Origin of the sequence: Citrobacter sp. CK198 (genome assembly GCF_030333295.1) — a bacterium.
GTDB lineage: Bacteria > Pseudomonadota > Gammaproteobacteria > Enterobacterales > Enterobacteriaceae > Citrobacter_B > Citrobacter_B koseri.
This window is the reverse complement of sequence record NZ_JAOWGE010000036.1, coordinates 296461-315436: the sequence shown is the minus strand read 5'-3', so window position 1 is coordinate 315436 and position 18976 is coordinate 296461. Positions and strand designations below refer to the sequence as shown.

Genomic DNA, 18976 nt, shown 5'->3' with positions numbered 1-18976 from the left:
CCGGTAAGCGCAGCGCCAGCGGGCATTATTTATTCTTCGCTTCAAGCGTCGCAAACCACGGCGCGATGAAGTCTTCCGTCTGACCCCAGCCCGGAATGATTTTGCCTAATGAGGCGACGTTAACCGCCCCCGGCTGCGCTGCCAGCAGCGCCTGCGGAATGGCTGCGGCTTTAAAATCGTAAGTGGCAGGCGTAGGTTCACCGGCAATCTTATTGGCAATCAGCCGCACGTTGGTGGCGCCAATCAGTTTCGGGTCAACCGCCACGCTCACCTTCCACGGGCTGCCCGCCTCGCGCATCAACTGTAAATCCTGGTTGGAGATGTCGATGCTGTAGAGCTTAATCTCAGTGCGGCCATTCTCTTTCAGCGCTTTGTACGCCCCCTGGCTAAAGGCGTCCCAGGTTCCCCAGATAGCGTCGATTTTCCCTTTCGGGTATTTCGCCAGCACCGCGCCCACTTTGTTGGCGGTATCGCCCTGCACGTCGGAAGAGACCGCGCCGATAGACTCCAGCTCTTTAATCCCCGGATTGTCCTTCAGCATTTGCTGATAAGCCGCCTGGCGACGCTCCATCGGCGGGAAACCGGCGACCCACAGCTTGATAATATTGGCTTTACCGTTGAAATCTTTTACCAGTTGTCCAAAGGAGAGATGGGTCAGCGAGGCGTCATCCTGCTGAGTTACCGTCACGCCCGGGATCTCACCGTTGACGGCGGTATCAAACACCGCCACTTTGATCCCGGCATCTACCGCTTTCTTCACCAGCGCGGTGGAGTACGGATCGCGCCCCTGAGAGAGAATAATGCCGTCATACTTCTGGCTGATCGCCTGGTTAACGAAATCCTGGAATTTCGCGTCGTCGCCATTGCTTAAAAAGGTGCTGACCTTAAAGCCGAGCTTTTTCCCCTCCTGAATCGCGCCCGCAACGAACTGGGTCGTGTTGTCATCAGAGCCAAGGTTGCGGATCACCGCAATGCGAACCGGGCCATTATGCCCGGCAATGGCCGCTGGCACCGGTGCAGGCGTTGCCGCATAGCCCGGCAGCGAACTCAGTAATCCCAGCGCCAACAAAGAAAGTGCAGTTTTTTTCATTATCGTTTCCCGTTGTGTTGTTAACGTTTTTGTATGTAGGTGATCGCCAGCGCCGCCGCCAGCACCAGCCCTTTTATAATGTCCATTGCGTAATAGGGCACCGAGAGCATCACCAGCCCGTTGGAGAGCACGCCAAGGATCACCGCCCCCACCAGCGTGCCGAGCGCATTCGGTTTGCCGGAACCGGCAAGCGAAAAGCCGATCCACGCCGCCGCGACGGCATCCATCAAATAGCCGCCCCCGGCGTTAACCTGTGAAGAGCCAATACGCGAAGCCAGCAGGATGCCCCCTAACCCCGCCAGCAACGAGGCAATAACGTAGGCCGCCACTTTATAGCGGGTGGTACGAATACCGGAGAGGCGCGCCGCTTCCGGGTTGCCGCCAATGGCGTACATCCGTCGCCCGTGGGTGGTCAGCGACAGCGCGAGCTGCGCCGCCAGCGTCACGACCAGCATCACGACAACAATAGTCGGCACCTGCCCCAGCGCGCCGAATGCCGCCGGAATAAGCCCCTCAGCCATTTCACCGCTCGGCAGCACCATGTTTTCAGTAATAGAACCGCCGTAGCTGTAGGTCATCGCCACCCCCTGAATCACAAACAGGCTGGCAAGCGTGGCGAGCATGTCGGGAATACGCAGCACCACAATCAGAAAAGCGTTGAACAGCCCCACCAGCGTACAGAGCGCCAGGGTAATGACAATCGCCCCAGTGGTGCCAAAGCCGTGCCAGACGAACAGCGAAATCACCAGTGCGTTCGCCAGCGACGCGGTTGAGCCAACGGAAAGATCAAAACCGCCGACGGTAAGCGAGATGGAGACGCCAATCGCAATCACCGTGACGATCGCAATAGAGCGCAGGATGTTGATGATATTGAAGGGATCGAGGAAGTTATCCGACGCGACGCCAAAAATAGCGATCAGCGCGACAACCGTCAGCAGCATGCCCCACTTATAGAGAAAATCGAAAATCTGCTGGCGGCCAGACGCCGCTGCATTGACTGAAAGGGCCTTACTCACAACGCCGTTCCTCCGGTTGAATAATAAAGTAGTGTCTCTTCGCGGGCCTGCGCGCCCTCCACTTCCGCCACGATGCGCCCGTCCCACAACACGCAGATGCGGTCGCACAGCCCCACCAGTTCGGCGAACTCACCGGAGGCGTAAATCACCCCTTTGCCTTCCCGCGCCAGGCCGTCGATCAGCGCAAACAGGTCGGTTTTGGCTTTCACGTCCACGCCTTTGGTCGGCTCGTCGAAAATCAGCACGCGGGCGTCGCCGCGCAGCCATTTGCCGATCGCCACTTTCTGCTGGTTGCCGCCGGAAAGCCGACGCAACACTTGCCCCGGCCCGCGAGCGCGCACGCCGACGCGGGCAATCACCGCTTCCGCCCAGCGCCATGCCTGACGATGACCAAACAAGCTCCAGCGCGAGAAACGGTTATCAGCGGCGACCGCCAGGTTCATGGCGACGGACTCATCAATAAAAATGCCCTCTTTGCGCCGTTCCTCCGGCACCAGCGCCAGCCCGCGCGTCACCGAATCAACCGGGTCGCGCGGCGTCCACGGTTGATGATTGAGTTCGCCGCGTTCAACGCGGCTTTTCGACGCGCCGAACAGCGCCTTGCACAGCTCGGTTTTCCCGGCTCCCGCCAGCCCGGCGATGCCGAGAATTTCACCTTTACGCAGGTGCAAACTGATATTTTTCAGCAGCCGTTCATCGTGCAACCCTTCCACGCGCAGCAGCGTTTCATCAGTATGCGGCGGGCGTTTTGGCGGATAGATATCGTTTAACTCATGACCCAGCATCTTCTCGACGATGGCGTCAGCGCTCAGTTCCGCCATCGGCCCGGACTCAATCAACTTGCCATCGCGCAGTACGGTTAAGGTGTCGCAAATGGCCTTCAGCTCATGAATGCGATGGGAGATAAACACCACGCCGATCCCCTGTTGTTGCAGGCGTTTCACCACTGCAAACAGCCGTTCGCTTTCATGCTGATCGAGCGGCGCGGTGGGTTCATCGAGGATCAGAAAACGACAGTGGTGCGAGAGCGCGCGGGCCAGCAGGATCTGCTGCTTTTCGGCGAGCGTGCAACCATCGATGACCCGGCGCACGTCCAGATGAACATCAAGCTGGGCCAGCGCGTCACGCGCCTGCTGGCGAATAGCGCGCCAGCGGTAGCGGTGTCCCGGCTGCGCCAGCTGATCGAGCATAATATTTTCCGCAATACTCAACCCCGGGATCAGCGCAACATCCACCTCCTGCTGCACCAGATGAATGCCCAGCCGTTTGGCGTCCAGCGGTTCGCGTATCGGCACCGGCTGGTTATTAATTGCAATTTCCCCTTCGTAATGGTCGTGCGTGCCGCAGAGCACCGCCATCAGCGTGGATTTCCCCGCACCGTTCGCCCCCGTCAGCGCGTGCACGGAACCGCCCGTCAGGGTGAAATCAACGCGGGAGAGCGCCTGAAAGCCGGAAAAGGCCAGGCTGATACCGCGCATGTCGAGGCGACTGGAGAGCATCCGCTGTAAATCCTTTCTGATAATCATTTGATTTACGAAATTTTTCACAGCTCTCCCTGACTGACAACGACATAAAAAGCATAAGATAAAGCAAAATATTATTAGCCATCCAGATGTCTATAAATGACATCGGGTTAGCTCATCACAAAGGGATCGCATCATGAGTAAGAATACTGACCGCTACGCGGCAGCGGGTTTCGAGGGTGGACTAAAACCCATCAAGGAAAGCGGGCATTTATCAGCCCCAATAAATCAGCTCTTTTTTATCTTTTAGATTTAGTTTAAGTCGATATATATCAATTTCAGATTATCAACCTGCATTTATGTGTTTCATATTTATGACACGCCAGGTTTATTAAAAATAAAAATTCATTTGAAGTGCTTTCATATAAATGATGATTAGTAGAGAATGTAACACCTCAGATAAAACCGCCATTTACTATTATTTACCTGATGCACAATGGGTGAAATTTGCATTTCATATAAATAGCGTCATGGAGTTTTCATGAAAAACAACACAGCTGTCACGCAAAAAGAATATTTGCTTAACAATAAAACAACGTTATTATCAACCACAGATAAAGACAGTCATATTACCTATGCTAACTCTGCATTTATTGACGCCAGCGGATTTAATGAAACGCAGTTAATGGGTAAACCACATAATATTATTCGCCACCCGGACATGCCCTCTGCCGCTTTCGCTGACATGTGGCACACGATACTACAAGGCGATAGCTGGACCGGGCTGGTCAAAAACCGGCGACAAAACGGCGATCATTACTGGGTACGCGCAAATGTTACCCCTGTCTGGCAAAATGAAAAATTAACGGGGTATATTTCAGTACGCACCGTGCCTTCCCGGGATGAGGTTTCGCACAGCGAACAGCTTTATCAGAAAATAAATAATAATGGAATTAAAGGGTTTCGACTTTTTAAAGGCATAATTATCCGTCGCGGAGCGCTGTCCTGGCTTTCGATGTTTAAATGGCTGTCTGTTAGCCAACGCGTCAATTATGCTTTAGCCATCACCAGTCTGGCAGCCCTGTTATTTATTTTCTTACCTGTTCCTCCTGCTATTCAGGGGGGCAGCATCATCGTATTATTTTTGCTCCTGGCTATTTACCTTAAGGTTCAAATTTGTCAGCCGGTTAATACGCTGCTGGTGCAGATGAAAAAAGTGGTTTCGGGCCGTAAACCCGATAATTGCCATTTGCAGCGCGTAGACGAAATAGGGATGCTCATGCGACTGGTGAATCAATCGGGGCTTAATCTACGCTCCCTGGTTGATGATGTCAGCACGCAAATATCCGGTATTCAGGCTATCAGTCAGCGCGTGTCTCAGGAAGGCACGGCATTACAGAGCCGCTCAGAAGAGACATCTGCCGACCTGCAACAAACCGCCGCTGCCATTGAAGAGATCGGTAGCGCTGTGCAACAAACCGCAGATACCGCGGCCCAGACAATGACGATGGCCGACAGTACCAGCGCCAATGCGACTGAAGGCGGCCATATCATGAAGCAAACCATCACCATGATGCAGGCTATCTCGCGCGATAACAGTCAAATCGTGGACATTATCGGCGTCATTGACAGTATTGCTTTTCAGACCAACATCCTGGCGCTGAATGCAGCGGTCGAAGCGGCCCGCGCCGGTGAATCCGGGCGCGGATTTGCGGTCGTTGCCGCAGAGGTGCGTAACCTCGCCCAGCATTCTGCGTCTGCGGCAAAAGAGATCAAACAGCTTATCGAGAAAAACGTCACTAACGTCAATACGGGAGTGCAAATGGTCGAGCAGACGGAAACACACCTTACCGGAATGATCGATGACGTGTTGCAGATGTCTACCATGATCAAAGAGATAAGCCTGGCGACGCGGGAACAAACTTTAGCGCTCGAACAGATCAACAATTCAATTTCACGAATTGGTTCCATGACGGACAACAATGCGGAAATGGTGGAGCAGGTGACGGATGCCGCGGGGGATTTAACGGGACGCGCGTCACGGCTGCAACAGGCCGTACAGGTTTTTGGCGCCTCACGATAGCAGCGAAAAGCAAAAAGCCCTCAGCATACGCCAGGGGCTTTTTTATTTACCGCGTTCTCAACGCGCAGGGTAATCGCGGTTAATCCACGCGTGATCGTCTTCCCAGGTGAAAATCCATTTGCGCACCGGGCCTGCCATCACATTCAGGTAATAACTGTCATACCCGGCCATTGTCGCCACCGGGTGATAGCCTTTCGGCACCATCACGACGTCGCGATTGTAGACCGCCATACACTCATCAAGCGAGCGATCGTCGGTGTATACCCGCTGCATACAAAATCCCTGTTCCGGGTTGAGGCGATGGTAATACGTCTCCTCAAGAAGGGTCTCGTAAGGCGGATTGTCAGTGTCGTGCTTGTGGCTCGGGTACGAACTGGTACAGCCTTCGTGAGTCCACACTTCCACCACCAGCAGACTATCGGCGGGTTTATCTTCCGGCAGAATGTTGTGTACATAACGCTGGTTATGCCCCTTGCCCCTTGCCTCGCCGTCGATATCCTGCGGCGCAATCAGGCGGGTGGGATACGTCCCCTTGCCCGGCGCGGCGCATACCGCCAGCTCCAGCTTTGTTAACGCCTGTACCTGTACCGTTTCTCCGGGCGTAACGTATACCGCCCACGGCTTAATACGCTCGAACGGGCTCATCCGCTCGCCAATCTCTGAAAACTGTGCGGTTGGCGTGGTGACAGACGCCCTCCCCGCCACCAGCACCAGACAGCGCTCTTCAGCAACGGCGGGAAGATGCAACTGCTGCCCTTCTTCAAGCTCAAACGCGTCAAAACCGACGTAGCCCCAGCCTGCCCGCTCCGGGGTGACGGACTGGGTACGTCCCTGCGCGTCAGGCTGTTGCCAGCGTGACAGTAAACGTGACATAGCGCCTCCTCAGATAAGACCGGCATCCCGCGCCAGGCGGCTCAGGTTGTTATATCCCAGCCGCGCGTAAGTCAGCGGATGGGCAATCGCCGGGTCCTGCTCCGCCTCCACCACCAGCCAGCCGTGATAATCGTGCGCTTTCAGCAGTCGCATAATCGGCGGGTAATCCACGCAGCCGTCGCCCGGTACGGTAAAGACGCCGCTGAGCACCGCATCCAGAAAGCTGGTTTTACGGTTTTTCACATCCGCCAGCACGTCGGCGCGCACGTCTTTACAGTGCACATGATTAATACGGCTCGCCCAGCGTTGCGCCACCGCCAGCGGATCGGCGCCAGCGAAGGTCAAATGTCCGGTGTCGAGCAGCAATCCAACCTCATCACCGGTATGGGTCATCAGATTGTCCACATCCTCAGCGGACTCAATCACCGTCCCCATATGGTGATGATAAGCAATCTGCACTCCCTGCTGCTGTGTATAGCGGGCGAACGCGGTGAGCTTCTCGCCATACTCCGCCCAGCGCGCCTGCGGGAATCGCGGACGCAGGTGAACCGGCGTCTGCTGTTCGCCGTGAATGCAATGGCTCACCTCAGCGAAAACCATCACTTTCGCCCCCAGCTCGCGCAATAACGTCAAATGCGCCTGCGCCGCCGCAATCTCTTCCTCTACGCTCCGCTCCAGCAGGCGACCGGAATACCACCCCGACACCAGCTTCAGATCGTGGCGTTGCAGGATTGGCCCCAGCAGACGCGCCTCGCGTGGGAATTTATTACCGAGTTCAAAGCCCGCAAAACCGGCCTCTTTACCTTCGCTCAGACAGGTATCCAGCGGCGTTTCCGCGCCAAGAGAGGGCAAATCATCATTGGTCCATGTCAGCGGATTAATGCCTAATTGCACAGCCATAATGTTCTCCTAAAGTTATGCCTGCCCGCGCTCGCGCCACCAGGCGATCAGTTGCAGATAGTTATCCCGAATGCGCGTCACCAGTTGCGCATCGTCAATGTCATGTTTCAGCCATGCGCGGGAAGCCTCGCCAAACAGCGTGCGCCCTACCGCAAACCCCTTCACCAGCTCATGTCCGGCAGCGGCTCTGAACCCTGCGCGTAACTGTTCGGCTGGCGCATCCAGCCCAAGAATCACCACGCCACGGCAGTGCGGGTCGCGGCGTTCGATAATGTCACTCAGCGCCGTCCAGCCGTCAGAGGAGAGCGGCGGCAGTTTCCACCAGTCGGGGTAAATGCCCAGGTTGTAGAAGCGGGAGATAGCCCGCAGGTAAAGCTCATCGCTGCGCGGCATACCCACAGGTAAAATCACTTCCAGCAGCAGCTCATGCCCCGACTGACAGCAGGCGTGATACACCTCGGCGATTTTCTGCTCCTGCTCCAGGCGCAGACCGTGGGCATCTTCCGGGTGGAAAAAGACCAGGCACTTCACCACATGTTCCTGCGGCCAACTGATAAGCTGAGTACCAATGTTGCCGTGCTCCATCTCCAGCGGCCGTGAACCGGGAAGCTCAATCGGGCGGCCAATCCACCACCCTTCGCCGGTTATCGCATTCAGCGCGTCCTGGCCAAACGTTCCGTCGCACAGCAGACCGGCTTTTCCTTCCAGCCCCGCGCTGTTCGCCGCATCGCGGCTGGCCTGTAAGATCAGCGTTTTCAGCGCCGGAATGCGCTTCAGGGAGGCGCCGCACTGTAGCGCCATCTCTTCAAGCTGACTGCGGTGATCAAACGCCATCACGCACAATTCCGGCCAGTTACGCCGACGCGTCGTGACGCGATGCAGATGATTAAGCCGTGGATCAAGATCCGGGCGCGGCACCTGATGCTCGCGGGAGAGGTAGTCATCCAGCTCCACCTTACTCGGCATCGCGGGCGCGCAACCGTGGCGCGAGACCACCAGCGCGCCGCAGGCGTTGGCGTAGCGGCAGGCCTGCTCCCAGCCTTCATCATTGAGATAACCGCGCAGCAGCCCCGACATAAACGCATCGCCCGCGCCGAGCACATTAAGCACCTCGACGCGCACGCCGGTCACCGTCAGCCCGTCATCCAGCGATGGCGGAATCGAGTCGGTATACACCGAGCAGCCCAGCGCGCCGCGTTTACAAACCAGCGTCGCCGCGCTTACCTCACGCACCTGCGCCAGCGCCTGCACGGTATCGGTAGCGCCGCCCGCAATATGAAACTCTTCCTCGGTGCCGACGATCACATCAAACAGGTGCAACACCGCCTGCAACTGGCGAGTGACCTGCTCTGCGGCAATAAAGCGCGTTTCGCCATCGCCCAGCGAGGTCAGCCCCCACAGCACCGGACGATAGTCGATATCCAGTACCGTGCGCACGCCGTGACGGCGGGCACAGGTCAGCGCCGTCAGCACCGCGTCGCGGGTTTGCGGATGAGAAAGATGAGTCCCGGTGATGGCGAGGCAGCGGGATGAAGCGATGTACTGCTCGTCAACATCGCTGGCGGTAATCGCCATATCCGCGCAGTTATCGCGATAAAAAATCAGTGGAAAGGTGTCCCGGTCTTTAATGCCGAGTAGCACCAGCGCCGTCAGGCGTTCTTTATCCGTTATCAGATGGCTGGTATCGCAGCCAACATGGTTAAGTTCTTCGCGCAAAAAGCGCCCCATATGTTCGTCGCCCACTCTTGCCAGCATCGACGAACGCAGCCCCTGGCGCGCGGCGCCGTAGGCGACATTCCCGGAGGAACCGCCGAGGTATTTGGCAAAACTTGAGACATCCTCCAGCCGTGCGCCAATCTGCTGGCTGTAGAGGTCAACCGCCACGCGGCCCATGCATATCACATCAAACTGCTTTTCCACGTTGATACCTCGTCAGACAATATCGTTCACATTCAGCCAGCGGCCTTCCTGATGCGAGAGCGCGATGGCGTCCAGCACGCGCGACACTTTCCAGCCCTCTTCAAAATCCGGCCACATCGGCGCATCGGCGGCAACGCCGTTCACCAGGTCGCGGATTTCCACCGTTTTCTGATCGTTAAAGCCGATGCCGTGCCCCGCCCCCATGCAAAACGCGGCATAGTCCGGGTGCGCGGGCCCCACCAGCAGGGTGCGAAATCCCTGGCGGTTAACCGGATCGTCATGCAGATAGAGCTTCAGCTCGGCCATTCGCTCCTGGGTAAAACTGATGGCGCCTTTGGTGCCGGTAATCACGTATGACAGCCCCATTTTGCGCCCGCAGGCCACGCGGGAGGTTTCGATCACCCCCTGCGCGCCGCTGGCGAATCGCACCATCGCGTGCGCCTGATCTTCATTTTCCACAGCCACCTTCTGCGCCGATCCCGCGCTGGCCGGGCGCTCCGGCACCACAATTTTCAGATCGCCGCAGACTTCGCGAATATCACCGACCAGGTAGTGCGCCATATTGACGATATGCGCCGCCAGATCGCCCAGCGCCCCTAACCCCGCCGTCTCCTTAAAGCAGTGCCAGTGAATGGGGGAAAGCGGGTCGGCCATATAGTCCTCGTTGTGGGTGCCGTAGAAGTGGATCACGTCGCCTATCTCCCCTCGCGCGATGATCTCTTTTGCCAGCGCCGCCGTCGGGTTCTTCATATAGTTAAAACCCACCAGCGTTTTCACCCCGGCCTGTTTTGCGGCCTCAACCATTTCGCGGGCATCGTGAGCGTTCAGCGCCAGCGGCTTTTCCGAATAGACGTGCTTACCGTGGCGAATGGCCGCCAGCGCCATCTCTTTATGCAGATGGTTGGGCGAACAGATATCCACCACATCGATATTCGGGTCTGCCACCAGCTCGCGCCAGTCGCCGGTCGAACGGCGAAACCCGAATGCCTGCGCCCGTTCCGCCGCCAGCTCCGGCGTCACTTCCGCCACCATTTCGCGCACCAGTTGGCCTTGCAGGTTGAACACCGTCGGCGCCTGGGCATAGGCAATGGCGTGCGCCTTGCCGATGTATCCCGTCCCAATCAATCCAATTCGCACTTGTTTCATTATTTATCCCTCACAGCGCGCCACGACGGCTCTTGGCATAGGTATCAAACGCCACCGCCAGCACAATAATCAGCCCGGTAATAATTTGTTGGTAGTAGGCGGAGACGTTCATCAGCACCAGACCGTTTATCAGAATGCCCATAATGATCGAGCCGATAACGGTGCCGCCGATGCGACCATAGCCGCCCATCAGCGATGTCCCGCCAATGACCACCGAGGCGATAACGCGCAGCTCAAAGGAGATCCCGGCCACCGCCTCCGCGCTGCCCAGGCGGGCGCTCAGCACAAACCCCGCCAGCCCGGCCAGACAGCCAATCACGACATACACGCTGACCAGCACACGTTTGACGTTGACCCCGGCAAGACGCGCCGCCTCCGGGTTGCCGCCAATGGCGTAGACGAAACGGCCCCAGCGCGTTTTGTGCAACGCCAGATAACCGCCGATCGCCACCAGCGCAAAAATCCAGATCGGGATGGAGATACCAAGCAGTTCGCCACGCCCCCACCAGCGGTAGCCCTGGTCAAAACCGGCAATGGGCGCGCCGTCGTTAATCACCAGCGTCAGGCCGCGCCAGATGGTCATCCCGCCAAGGGTGACAATGAATGGCGGCAGGCGCAGGCGGGTCACGCCCAGGCCATGCAGGAAGCCAATCGCCGTCCCCATCGCCAGGCAGATGCCAAGGCCAATCAGCCAGCTCATTCCGCCCCAGGCGCTCGGGTCTACCGTGGTGAAGTTGTCGCCTTTAATCACGTATGCTGCCGTCATGGCGCATACCGCCAGAATGGAGCCGACAGACAGATCGATTCCGGCAGTCAGAATGACGAACGTCATTCCCACGGCCATAATCCCGTAGATCGACACCTCGGTCAGGATGTTGAAAATATTGCGTTCTGACAGGAAGTTACTGTTCTGCGTCTGGAAAAAAATCAGCAGCAGGAACATAAAAATCAGTACCCCAAAGCGCTCGAAAAAAGCGATCGGATCGATACGTCCGCTACGTTTGGCAGGGGGTTGCGTTTTGGTCACTATCTGCGTCATGTGAAACTCCGTTATGCCGCGTTCAGGGCGTTATGGTTGATGGCCATCATCATCATGAGCCGCTCTTCGGTGGCGTCATCGCCGTGGATTTCACCGGTTACCCGGCCTTCGCTTAAGGTGATGATTCGGTCGGAAACCGCCATCACTTCGGGCAGATCGGAAGAGATCACAATCACCGCCACGCCCTGTTTCGCCATATCAAACAGCACCTGGTGCACCTCGGATTTGGTGCCCACATCGATGCCGCGCGTCGGTTCATCAACAATCAGCACCCGTGGATTGAGCGCCATACAGCGCGCGAGGATCACTTTCTGCTGATTGCCGCCGGAGAGCTTGCGCACCTCCTGCTCGCTATTGACCATCTTGATTTGCAGCGCCTGGCGGTAAGATTCGATCAGGTCATCTTCTTTGCGGGTGTTGACGAAAAAGCGCCAGCGCAGCAGTGAAGAGAGACTGGAGAGCGACAGGTTGTCGCGAATAGACAGTCCCAGCACCGCCCCCTCTTTTTTGCGATCTTCCGGCACCAGCGCCACGCCCTGATCCAGCGCGTACATCGGGTCACGGGGGTGATACGCCGCGCCGTCCAGTGCGAACGTCCCGGAAGTAAAGCCGTCAGCGCCAAAAAGGCAGCGCGCCACTTCAGTACGCCCGGCGCCGACCAGCCCCGCAATCCCCAGCACCTCCCCGGCGTGAACGTGAAAGCTGATGTCGTGCAGCGCAATGCCGTGCGGGTCCAGCGGCGGCTTTTCGCGACACAGCCCTTTCACCGCAAGGCGAATCGGTTTGTCTTCATGATGGGTTTCACTGGGGGGGCGACGATTAAAGGCCACGTCTCGTCCCACCATCAGGCGGATCAGCTGTTCCACGTTGGTTTCCGCGACCGCGCCGCTGCCGGTAAAACGGCCATCCTGAAACACGGTAAAACGATCGCAGAGCTGGAAAACTTCATGCAGGCGATGGGTGACATAAATAATGCTCACGCCCCGGCCTTTAAGTTCCCGCACGACGCGGTGCAGGCTTTCCACTTCGCTGTCGCTCAGCGCGGCGGAAGGTTCATCCATAATGATGAGCTTCGCGTTCAGGGTCAGCGCGCGGGCGATCTCCACCATTTGCTGCTGCGCCACGCTCAGGCGGGCGACCGGCGTGGTCGGCGCGACATTCAGTTGCAGATAGTCCAGCACCACCTGCGCCTCCTGGTTCACGGCTTTCGCATCGACAATCACATTACGTTTGCGCGGCTCGCGCCCGAGAAACATATTTTCCGCAACGGTCATGTTGGGCAGCAGATTAAATTCCTGATAGATGGTAATGATGCCTTTGTTTTGCCGCTCAACCGGCGAGTCCTCCACCGGCAGCGTTTCGCCATTGAACCAGATGTCCCCACGGGTCTGCGGCTGCGCCCCTGCCAGCGCTTTCAGCAGCGTGGACTTCCCCGCGCCGTTCTCGCCAAGCAGCGCGTGAATCTCCCCCGTCCCGACGGTCAGTTGTACGTTGCTCAACGCCCAGACGCCGGAAAAGCTCTTTGCCAGATCGGTAACGTTCAGTAAGGGTTGCAACATCGGTCTGCTCCTCCTTTAATGCGAGCCGCCGCAGCGACGGCGGCTCCGGGCAAATCAGTTACCGGCTTCGCCGATACGCTCGGCCTGTTGCAGGTTCTCTTTGGTGATTAACGTCGGCGGATAATCCGCACCGGTGATGGCTTTCTTCTCACGCACGTTCGCAACCAGTTGGCTCATCGCCGTCTGTACCGCGAAACCCGGACGCTGATCCGCCGTCGCCGCCATCCAGCCGTCGCGCACCCGCGCCAGCGCTTCCGGCACCGCGTCAAATCCTGTCACCAGAATTTCGCCCGGTTTCACCCCCTGCCCCTGCAACGCTTCAATCGCGCCCAGCGCCATATCATCGTTGGCGGAGAGGATGACCTGCGGACGTTTTTTCAACGATGGCAGCACGCTTTCAACAATGCGCATTCCTTCCGAACGCATCCAGTTACCGGTCTGGTCAGCAACAATGCGGTACGTATCGCCCCCCGCCTTCAGGCTGTCGCGAATGCCTTTGGTGCGTTCAATATTGGAAGAAGACCCCGGCTGGCCGGTCAGCAGCACAATGTCCGCGCCGTCAGGAAATTTGCTTTTGACAAAGTCGCCAATGGCCTGGCCGCCCTTGTAGTTGTTCGCGCCAAAATGCGGAACCTGCTTCTGGCTATCGACGGAGCGATCGAGCGTCACCACCGGCAGCTTAGCGTCCTGAATCTCGTCCACCGCGCTGGAAACTGCGTTGACATCATTCGGGGAGACGATAAATCCCTGGGCGCCACGGGTGATGGCGTTTTCCAGATCGGCAACCTGCTTCGGCGAACTTCCCTGCCCGTCCAGAACCTGTAGGCTGACGCCCATCTCTTTCGCGGCTTTCACCGCCGTGCGCTGCATGTGAACTTCAAACGGCATTGCCAGGTTCGGCGTGCTGAAAACAATTTGTTCGTTCTCGGCCATTGCCGCCCCGGCTGTCATGGCGATGAAGGCGGCTAAAATCAGCTTTTTCATTGTTATGTCTCTCTGTGTAGGGTGTGTTGTTATGGAAAATCAGAGGAGAACTTCACGCTGGCTGTGCAATGACTCCAGCGCTTTATCAGCCAGATACAGCGCACGCTCACCGTCATCACCGCTGCACTCCGGCACTGCCTCACCGCGCAAGATGGCGACAAAGTGCTCCCACTCGGCGGCATAGGCAGCCTGATAACGTTGCAGGAAGAAATGCTCAGGCAGCGCGCTGGTGCAGCCGTTCTGGCCAAAGTGCTGCACCTGGTTTTCGAGAATATTGCCCGCCGTAAGCAGACCTTCGGAACCGTGCAGCTCCAGACGCTGGTCATAGCCATAAGACGAGCGACGGCTGTTAACGATGGTCGCCAGCGCGCCGGAGGCATACTTGAGCACGATAAACGCGGTGTCGATATCGCCTGCCGCGCCAATTGCCGGATCGACCAGATTGCTTCCCTGGGCGTAGACCGAAACAGGCTCTTCCCCCATGATGAAACGCGCCATATCGAAATCGTGGATGGTCATATCGCGGAACATCCCGCCGGAGACGCGCACATATTCCGCAGGCGGCGGAGAAGGATCGCGGGAGATAATCAGCAATGATTCCGGCTTGCCGATGCGCCCGCTCTGCGCTTCGGTTTTAACGCGGCGGAACTGTGGGTCGAAACGACGGTTAAAGCCGATAAACAGCGGCACGTCGAACTCTTTGACCACTTTCAGGCAGTCGCGCACGCGGGCAAGATCAAGATGTACGGGCTTTTCACAGAAAATGGCTTTGCCGTGGCGGGCGGCCAGTTCAATCAAATCGGCGTGGGTATCCGTGGCGGAGGCAATCAGCACGGCATGAACATCAGGATCGGTCATCGCCTCATCAAGACTTTGCTGACGGGCCTGATATTGCGTAGCCAGGCGGGAGGCAAAGGTCTCGTTCGGATCAACGACAGACCACAGGGTAGTCTCTTTGTGGGTTGCGATGTTAGCGGCATGTACCTGACCAATTCGGCCAGCTCCCAGTAAAGCAATGTTAAACATAACGGCTCCCGGTGTTGGTGAATGCGGTGAACTAACGACCCCTTAAATAAAACATTTATTTCATTTTTATAAATAGTGAAAATTATGTTTTTGCGCGCAAGTTAACATTCTTGTGATGATTGAGGTAAATTTTGTTATCAATCTCACAACACAACGATGGAGAAGATGCAGAAATTGGCCCCCTTTCATTCAGAAAGAGGGCGAGGAATGAAAAAACAGGAAAAATGAAATGAAAATTTCGTTGTCGCAGGTTGCCGGATGGCGGCGCGAACGCCTTATCCGGCCTACGGGTTAGCGCCATCCGGCATTACTCACTCAATACTGACGCGCCTTTTTCACCTGATCGAACGTCTGCTCGGCGGCTTTTCGCACCGACGGTGAATCGGCCACCTGCGCATCGCCGGTGCGCCACCATGAGGCGTAATCGTGAGTCATCGTTTTTGGCAGCACTTTAATATCCAGCAGCGTCGGCCCCGGATGCGCGCGCGCCGCCTCCAGCGCCGTCAGCAGGCTCTGCTCATCATGCACCCGCCACGCCCGGCAGCCGTAGCTTTGCGCATTTTGGGCGAAATCAACCGCCACCAGCGGGCCGTCCAGCAGACCGGATTGTGGTTGACGGGCGCGATTCTCGGTGCCAAAACTGCCCATCCCATGCCCCATTTGCAGGTTATTGATGCAGCCAAACCCGCCGTTATCAAACAGCAGGATGGTGATTTTTATCCCCTCCTGCACCGCCGTTTGCAGCTCGGAATGCAGCATCATGTACGAACCGTCGCCCACCATCGCATAGACCGGCTGCTGCGGCTTCGCGAGTTTCGCCCCAAGCGCGGCCGCAATTTCATACCCCATACAGGAATAGCCGTACTCCAGGTGGTAGCTGTCGGGCGTTTTCACCTGCCAGAGACGCTGCAAATCGCCCGGCAACGATCCCGCTGCGCCGACCACAATGGCGTCATCCTCAATGTACTGGTTGATAATCCCCAGAACGCGAGTCTGAGTCAGCCGCGTGTTCAGCGCTTCACTGTATTCCGCCAGCTGCGCATCAAGGTGCCCGGCAATTTCCGGCGCGTCATCCGGGCGCCACTGGCGAGACCACAGCCTGCGGCACTCCTCGTCCCAGGCCGATTTCGCCTGCGCCACCTCGTCTCCCCAGCCGCTGCGATAACCCTGAAGCCCTTCCGTCAGCGCCGTCAGACCGGCGCGGGCATCGGCCACCAGCGCCGTGGCGTCCAGTTTGAGGGCGTCGAACTCGGCGACATTCAGCAGGAGAAATTCTACGTCCGGGCGTGCAAACAGCGCTTTCGAACCGGTAGTGAAATCGGTCAGACGCGTGCCGACGCCGATAACCAGATCGGCCTGCGGCGCAAGCTGGTTTGCCGCCAGCCCGCCGGTAACGCCAATACCGCCCAGATTCAGCGGATGGTCGCTGACCAGCGCGCCTTTCCCGGCCTGGGTTTCCGCAAACGGCAGGTGCAGGTTTTCCACAAACTGACGAAACGCGTCGTGCGCGCCGGAATAACGCACCCCGCCGCCGCAAACCACCAGCGGGCGGCGTTTACGGGCAATCAGCGCCCGCGCCTGCGCCAGCCGGTGTGGGTCCGGCGGTCGTCTTTCAATATGGTGAACGCGACGGACAAAGAAACTCTGCGGGTAATCCCAGGCTTCGCCCTGCACATCCTGCGGTAAACAGATCGTCACCGCGCCGGTATCAGCCGGATCGGTCAGGGTGCGCATAGCGTTAAGCATCGCGCTCATCAACTGTTCCGGGCGGTTGATACGATCCCAGTAGCGCGAAACCGGGCGAAAGCAGTCGTTGGTGCTGATACTGAGATCGTGGTACTGCTCGATTTGCTGTAATACCGGGTCCGGCTGGCGGCTGGCGTAGATATCGCCCGGCAACAGCAGCAGCGGAATACGGTTCGCCGTCGCCGTGGCCGCCGCTGTCACCATATTGGCCGCGCCTGGCCCTACCGAAGAGGTGACGGCGTAAATACGCTGGCGACGGTGCTGTTTCGCGAACCCTGTCGCCATGTGCGCCATTCCCTGTTCATTACAGCCCTGATGCACCCGCAAATGCCCGGCGTCCTGCTCCAGCGCCTGCCCGATGCCGAGTACGTTGCCGTGGCCGAAGATGGTCGCCACGCCTTCGATGAACGGCATCTCCTGCCCGTCTACATCGACGTACTGTTGGTTGAGAAACTTGACCAGCGCCTGCGCCATGGTCATACGTACGGTTGTCATAAGTCCCTCCGTCAGCCCAGCGTTGGCATGGAGAACGCGGCGCCGCTATCCTGCTGCATCTCCGGCCAGCGGGCGGTAACGGTTTTCATGCGGGTATAAAAACGCACGCCGTCATTACCATGAACGTTAAGCGGACCAAAAATAGACCGTTTCCAGCCGCCGAAACTGTGGAACGCCATCGGCACCGGAATCGGCACGTTAACGCCAACCATCCCGGCCTGCACCTCTTCACAGAAACGACGCGCGCAGCCGCCGTCGCGGGTAAAGATCGCCGTCCCGTTGCCATATTCGTGGCGATTAATCAGATCCACCGCGCTGGCGTAATCCTTCACCCGCACCACGGAGAGTACCGGGCCAAAGATCTCTTCTTTGTAAATCGTCATCTCAGGCGTGACGTTATCAAACAAGGTCGGCCCGACGAAAAAGCCCTGCTCGTGGCGCTTCACGCTAAAGCCGCGGCCATCCACCCGCAGCCGCGCGCCCTGCGCCTCGCCGCTGTCGATATAGCCCAGCACTTTACTGCGATGTGCGGCGGAGATCAGCGGCCCCATCTCATTTTCCGGCGTTTGATCAAGCCCCGGCCCAACGCGTAACGCGGCGATCTGCGTTTCCAGCCGCGCGCAAAGTTCGTCCGCCGTGTTATCCCCCACCGCCAGCACCACGGAGAGCGCCATACAGCGCTCGCCCGCCGCACCATACGCCGCGCCCATAATCGCATTGGTTGCCATATTCATGTCGGCGTCCGGCATCAGAATGCAGTGGTTTTTCGCCCCGCCCAACGCCTGACAGCGTTTGCCGTGCGCCGACGCCGTCTGATAAATATATTCTGCAATCGGCGTCGAGCCGACAAAACTGACGGCCTGAACGCGCGGATCGGTCAGCAGAACATCCACCGCTTCTTTATCGCCCTGCACGACGTTAAAAACGCCATCCGGCAGACCGGCCTCTTTCAGCAGTTTTGCCAGCGCAAGCGGCAGCGAGGGATCTTTTTCCGACGGCTTAAGCACAAAGGTATTGCCGGTAGCCAGCGCGATGGGGAACATCCACATCGGCACCATCGCCGGGAAGTTGAACGGGGTGATCCCGGCGCACACGCCCAGGGGCTGCATCAGTGAATGGCTGTCAACGCCGGTGCCGACATTCGCCGAATGTTCGCCTTTTTGCAGGTGTGGAATGCCGCAGGCAAACTCGACCACTTCCAGACCGCGCGTCAGTTCGCCCACCGCATCAGAATACACTTTGCCATGTTCTTCACTGACCAGCCGGGCGAGCGAATCCATGTTCTGCTCCAGCAGCGCTTTAAAACGAAACAGCACTCGCGCGCGTTTCAGCGGCGACTGCCTTGACCAGGCGGCAAACGCCTGCTGCGCAGCGGCAATGGCTCGCTCCGTTTCCTGCGCCGTGCTCATCACCACCTGACGAATTTGCTCGCCCGTGGCGGGGTTGAAGATCGCCTGAACGCGCTGGCCTGAGCCCGTAACACATTCGCCGTGAATAAAATTCGCTACCGTCTCCATCCTGAACCTCTCGCTGTTAATACGTGACTGTTACCCGAACACTGTATATGAAACAAACGTTCTATTTTAAGTTGAAATAAAATAAATATTGATTATTGTGATCAGGAATGGATTTTTAT

Annotated in this window: 14 protein-coding genes; 1 reads left to right on the top strand and 13 read right to left on the bottom strand. The window is 57.7% G+C overall.

The window, feature by feature from the left end:
• Window positions 1-25 precede the first annotated feature (25 nt).
• Genes OGY62_RS22475 through OGY62_RS22465 form a run of 3 tightly spaced genes read right to left on the bottom strand, consistent with a single transcriptional unit; the run spans window position 26 to window position 3605 of the window.
• On the bottom strand, window positions 26-1090 hold the full coding sequence (locus OGY62_RS22475) for a sugar ABC transporter substrate-binding protein (RefSeq protein ID WP_060815943.1): 1065 nt from the start codon (window positions 1088-1090) through the stop codon (window positions 26-28).
• A gap of 20 nt (window positions 1091-1110) precedes the next feature.
• Window positions 1111-2106, bottom strand: a complete 996-nt coding sequence (locus OGY62_RS22470) for an ABC transporter permease (RefSeq protein ID WP_047461798.1) — start codon at window positions 2104-2106, stop codon at window positions 1111-1113.
• Entirely contained in the window at window positions 2103-3605 is a 1503-nt protein-coding gene (locus tag OGY62_RS22465; RefSeq protein WP_286460560.1) for a sugar ABC transporter ATP-binding protein, read from the bottom strand. Before OGY62_RS22465 ends, OGY62_RS22470 begins: the two co-directional genes overlap by 4 nt.
• Window positions 3606-4110: 505 nt before the next feature.
• Here OGY62_RS22465 and OGY62_RS22460 point away from each other — a divergent pair.
• The gene (locus OGY62_RS22460; protein WP_101744378.1) at window positions 4111-5652 is read left to right on the top strand and encodes a methyl-accepting chemotaxis protein; all 1542 of its coding nucleotides are present in this window, start codon (window positions 4111-4113) and stop codon (window positions 5650-5652) included.
• 57 nt (window positions 5653-5709) lie between these two features.
• On the opposite strand, the gene iolB is transcribed toward OGY62_RS22460, so the two are convergent.
• From iolB to OGY62_RS22410, 10 genes are all read right to left on the bottom strand, one after another.
• Window positions 5710-6525 carry a 5-deoxy-glucuronate isomerase gene (iolB, locus tag OGY62_RS22455; protein WP_047461795.1) on the bottom strand — a complete coding sequence of 272 codons (816 nt, stop codon included), beginning with the start codon at window positions 6523-6525 and terminating at the stop codon, window positions 5710-5712.
• A gap of 9 nt (window positions 6526-6534) precedes the next feature.
• Entirely contained in the window at window positions 6535-7425 is an 891-nt protein-coding gene (gene iolE, locus OGY62_RS22450; protein WP_200029621.1) for a myo-inosose-2 dehydratase, read from the bottom strand.
• A 15-nt stretch (window positions 7426-7440) separates the two neighbouring features.
• The gene (locus OGY62_RS22445) at window positions 7441-9345 is read right to left on the bottom strand and encodes a bifunctional 5-dehydro-2-deoxygluconokinase/5-dehydro-2-deoxyphosphogluconate aldolase (protein WP_012134750.1); all 1905 of its coding nucleotides are present in this window, start codon (window positions 9343-9345) and stop codon (window positions 7441-7443) included.
• Window positions 9346-9357: 12 nt separating this feature from the next.
• A complete protein-coding gene (locus OGY62_RS22440; protein WP_047461787.1) occupies window positions 9358-10491 on the bottom strand; it encodes a Gfo/Idh/MocA family protein in 1134 nt (377 codons plus the stop codon).
• Between the two features lie 10 nt (window positions 10492-10501).
• Entirely contained in the window at window positions 10502-11530 is a 1029-nt protein-coding gene (locus tag OGY62_RS22435) for an ABC transporter permease (RefSeq protein ID WP_012134752.1), read from the bottom strand.
• A gap of 11 nt (window positions 11531-11541) precedes the next feature.
• Entirely contained in the window at window positions 11542-13089 is a 1548-nt protein-coding gene (locus OGY62_RS22430; protein WP_115181253.1) for a sugar ABC transporter ATP-binding protein, read from the bottom strand.
• Between the two features lie 54 nt (window positions 13090-13143).
• A complete protein-coding gene (locus tag OGY62_RS22425) occupies window positions 13144-14073 on the bottom strand; it encodes a substrate-binding domain-containing protein (RefSeq protein WP_012134754.1) in 930 nt (309 codons plus the stop codon).
• Between the two features lie 39 nt (window positions 14074-14112).
• On the bottom strand, window positions 14113-15099 hold the full coding sequence (iolG, locus tag OGY62_RS22420; protein WP_012134755.1) for an inositol 2-dehydrogenase: 987 nt from the start codon (window positions 15097-15099) through the stop codon (window positions 14113-14115).
• A gap of 315 nt (window positions 15100-15414) precedes the next feature.
• Entirely contained in the window at window positions 15415-17340 is a 1926-nt protein-coding gene (gene iolD / locus OGY62_RS22415; RefSeq protein WP_286460559.1) for a 3D-(3,5/4)-trihydroxycyclohexane-1,2-dione acylhydrolase (decyclizing), read from the bottom strand.
• 11 nt (window positions 17341-17351) lie between these two features.
• Window positions 17352-18857, bottom strand: a complete 1506-nt coding sequence (locus tag OGY62_RS22410) for a CoA-acylating methylmalonate-semialdehyde dehydrogenase (RefSeq protein WP_198448576.1) — start codon at window positions 18855-18857, stop codon at window positions 17352-17354.
• Between the last annotated feature and the right edge of the window lie 119 nt (window positions 18858-18976).

Coding starts and splice junctions, on each gene's coding strand:
- OGY62_RS22430 (WP_115181253.1), bottom strand. CDS start 13,089: ATGTTGCAACCCTTACTGAACGTTACCGATCTGGCAAAGAGCTTTTCC.
- OGY62_RS22460 (WP_101744378.1), top strand. CDS start 4,111: ATGAAAAACAACACAGCTGTCACGCAAAAAGAATATTTGCTTAACAAT.
- iolD (WP_286460559.1), bottom strand. CDS start 17,340: ATGACAACCGTACGTATGACCATGGCGCAGGCGCTGGTCAAGTTTCTC.
- OGY62_RS22440 (WP_047461787.1), bottom strand. CDS start 10,491: ATGAAACAAGTGCGAATTGGATTGATTGGGACGGGATACATCGGCAAG.
- iolB (WP_047461795.1), bottom strand. CDS start 6,525: ATGTCACGTTTACTGTCACGCTGGCAACAGCCTGACGCGCAGGGACGT.
- iolE (WP_200029621.1), bottom strand. CDS start 7,425: ATGGCTGTGCAATTAGGCATTAATCCGCTGACATGGACCAATGATGAT.
- OGY62_RS22465 (WP_286460560.1), bottom strand. CDS start 3,605: ATGCTCTCCAGTCGCCTCGACATGCGCGGTATCAGCCTGGCCTTTTCC.
- OGY62_RS22435 (WP_012134752.1), bottom strand. CDS start 11,530: ATGACGCAGATAGTGACCAAAACGCAACCCCCTGCCAAACGTAGCGGA.
- OGY62_RS22410 (WP_198448576.1), bottom strand. CDS start 18,857: ATGGAGACGGTAGCGAATTTTATTCACGGCGAATGTGTTACGGGCTCA.
- OGY62_RS22475 (WP_060815943.1), bottom strand. CDS start 1,090: ATGAAAAAAACTGCACTTTCTTTGTTGGCGCTGGGATTACTGAGTTCG.
- OGY62_RS22425 (WP_012134754.1), bottom strand. CDS start 14,073: ATGAAAAAGCTGATTTTAGCCGCCTTCATCGCCATGACAGCCGGGGCG.
- iolG (WP_012134755.1), bottom strand. CDS start 15,099: ATGTTTAACATTGCTTTACTGGGAGCTGGCCGAATTGGTCAGGTACAT.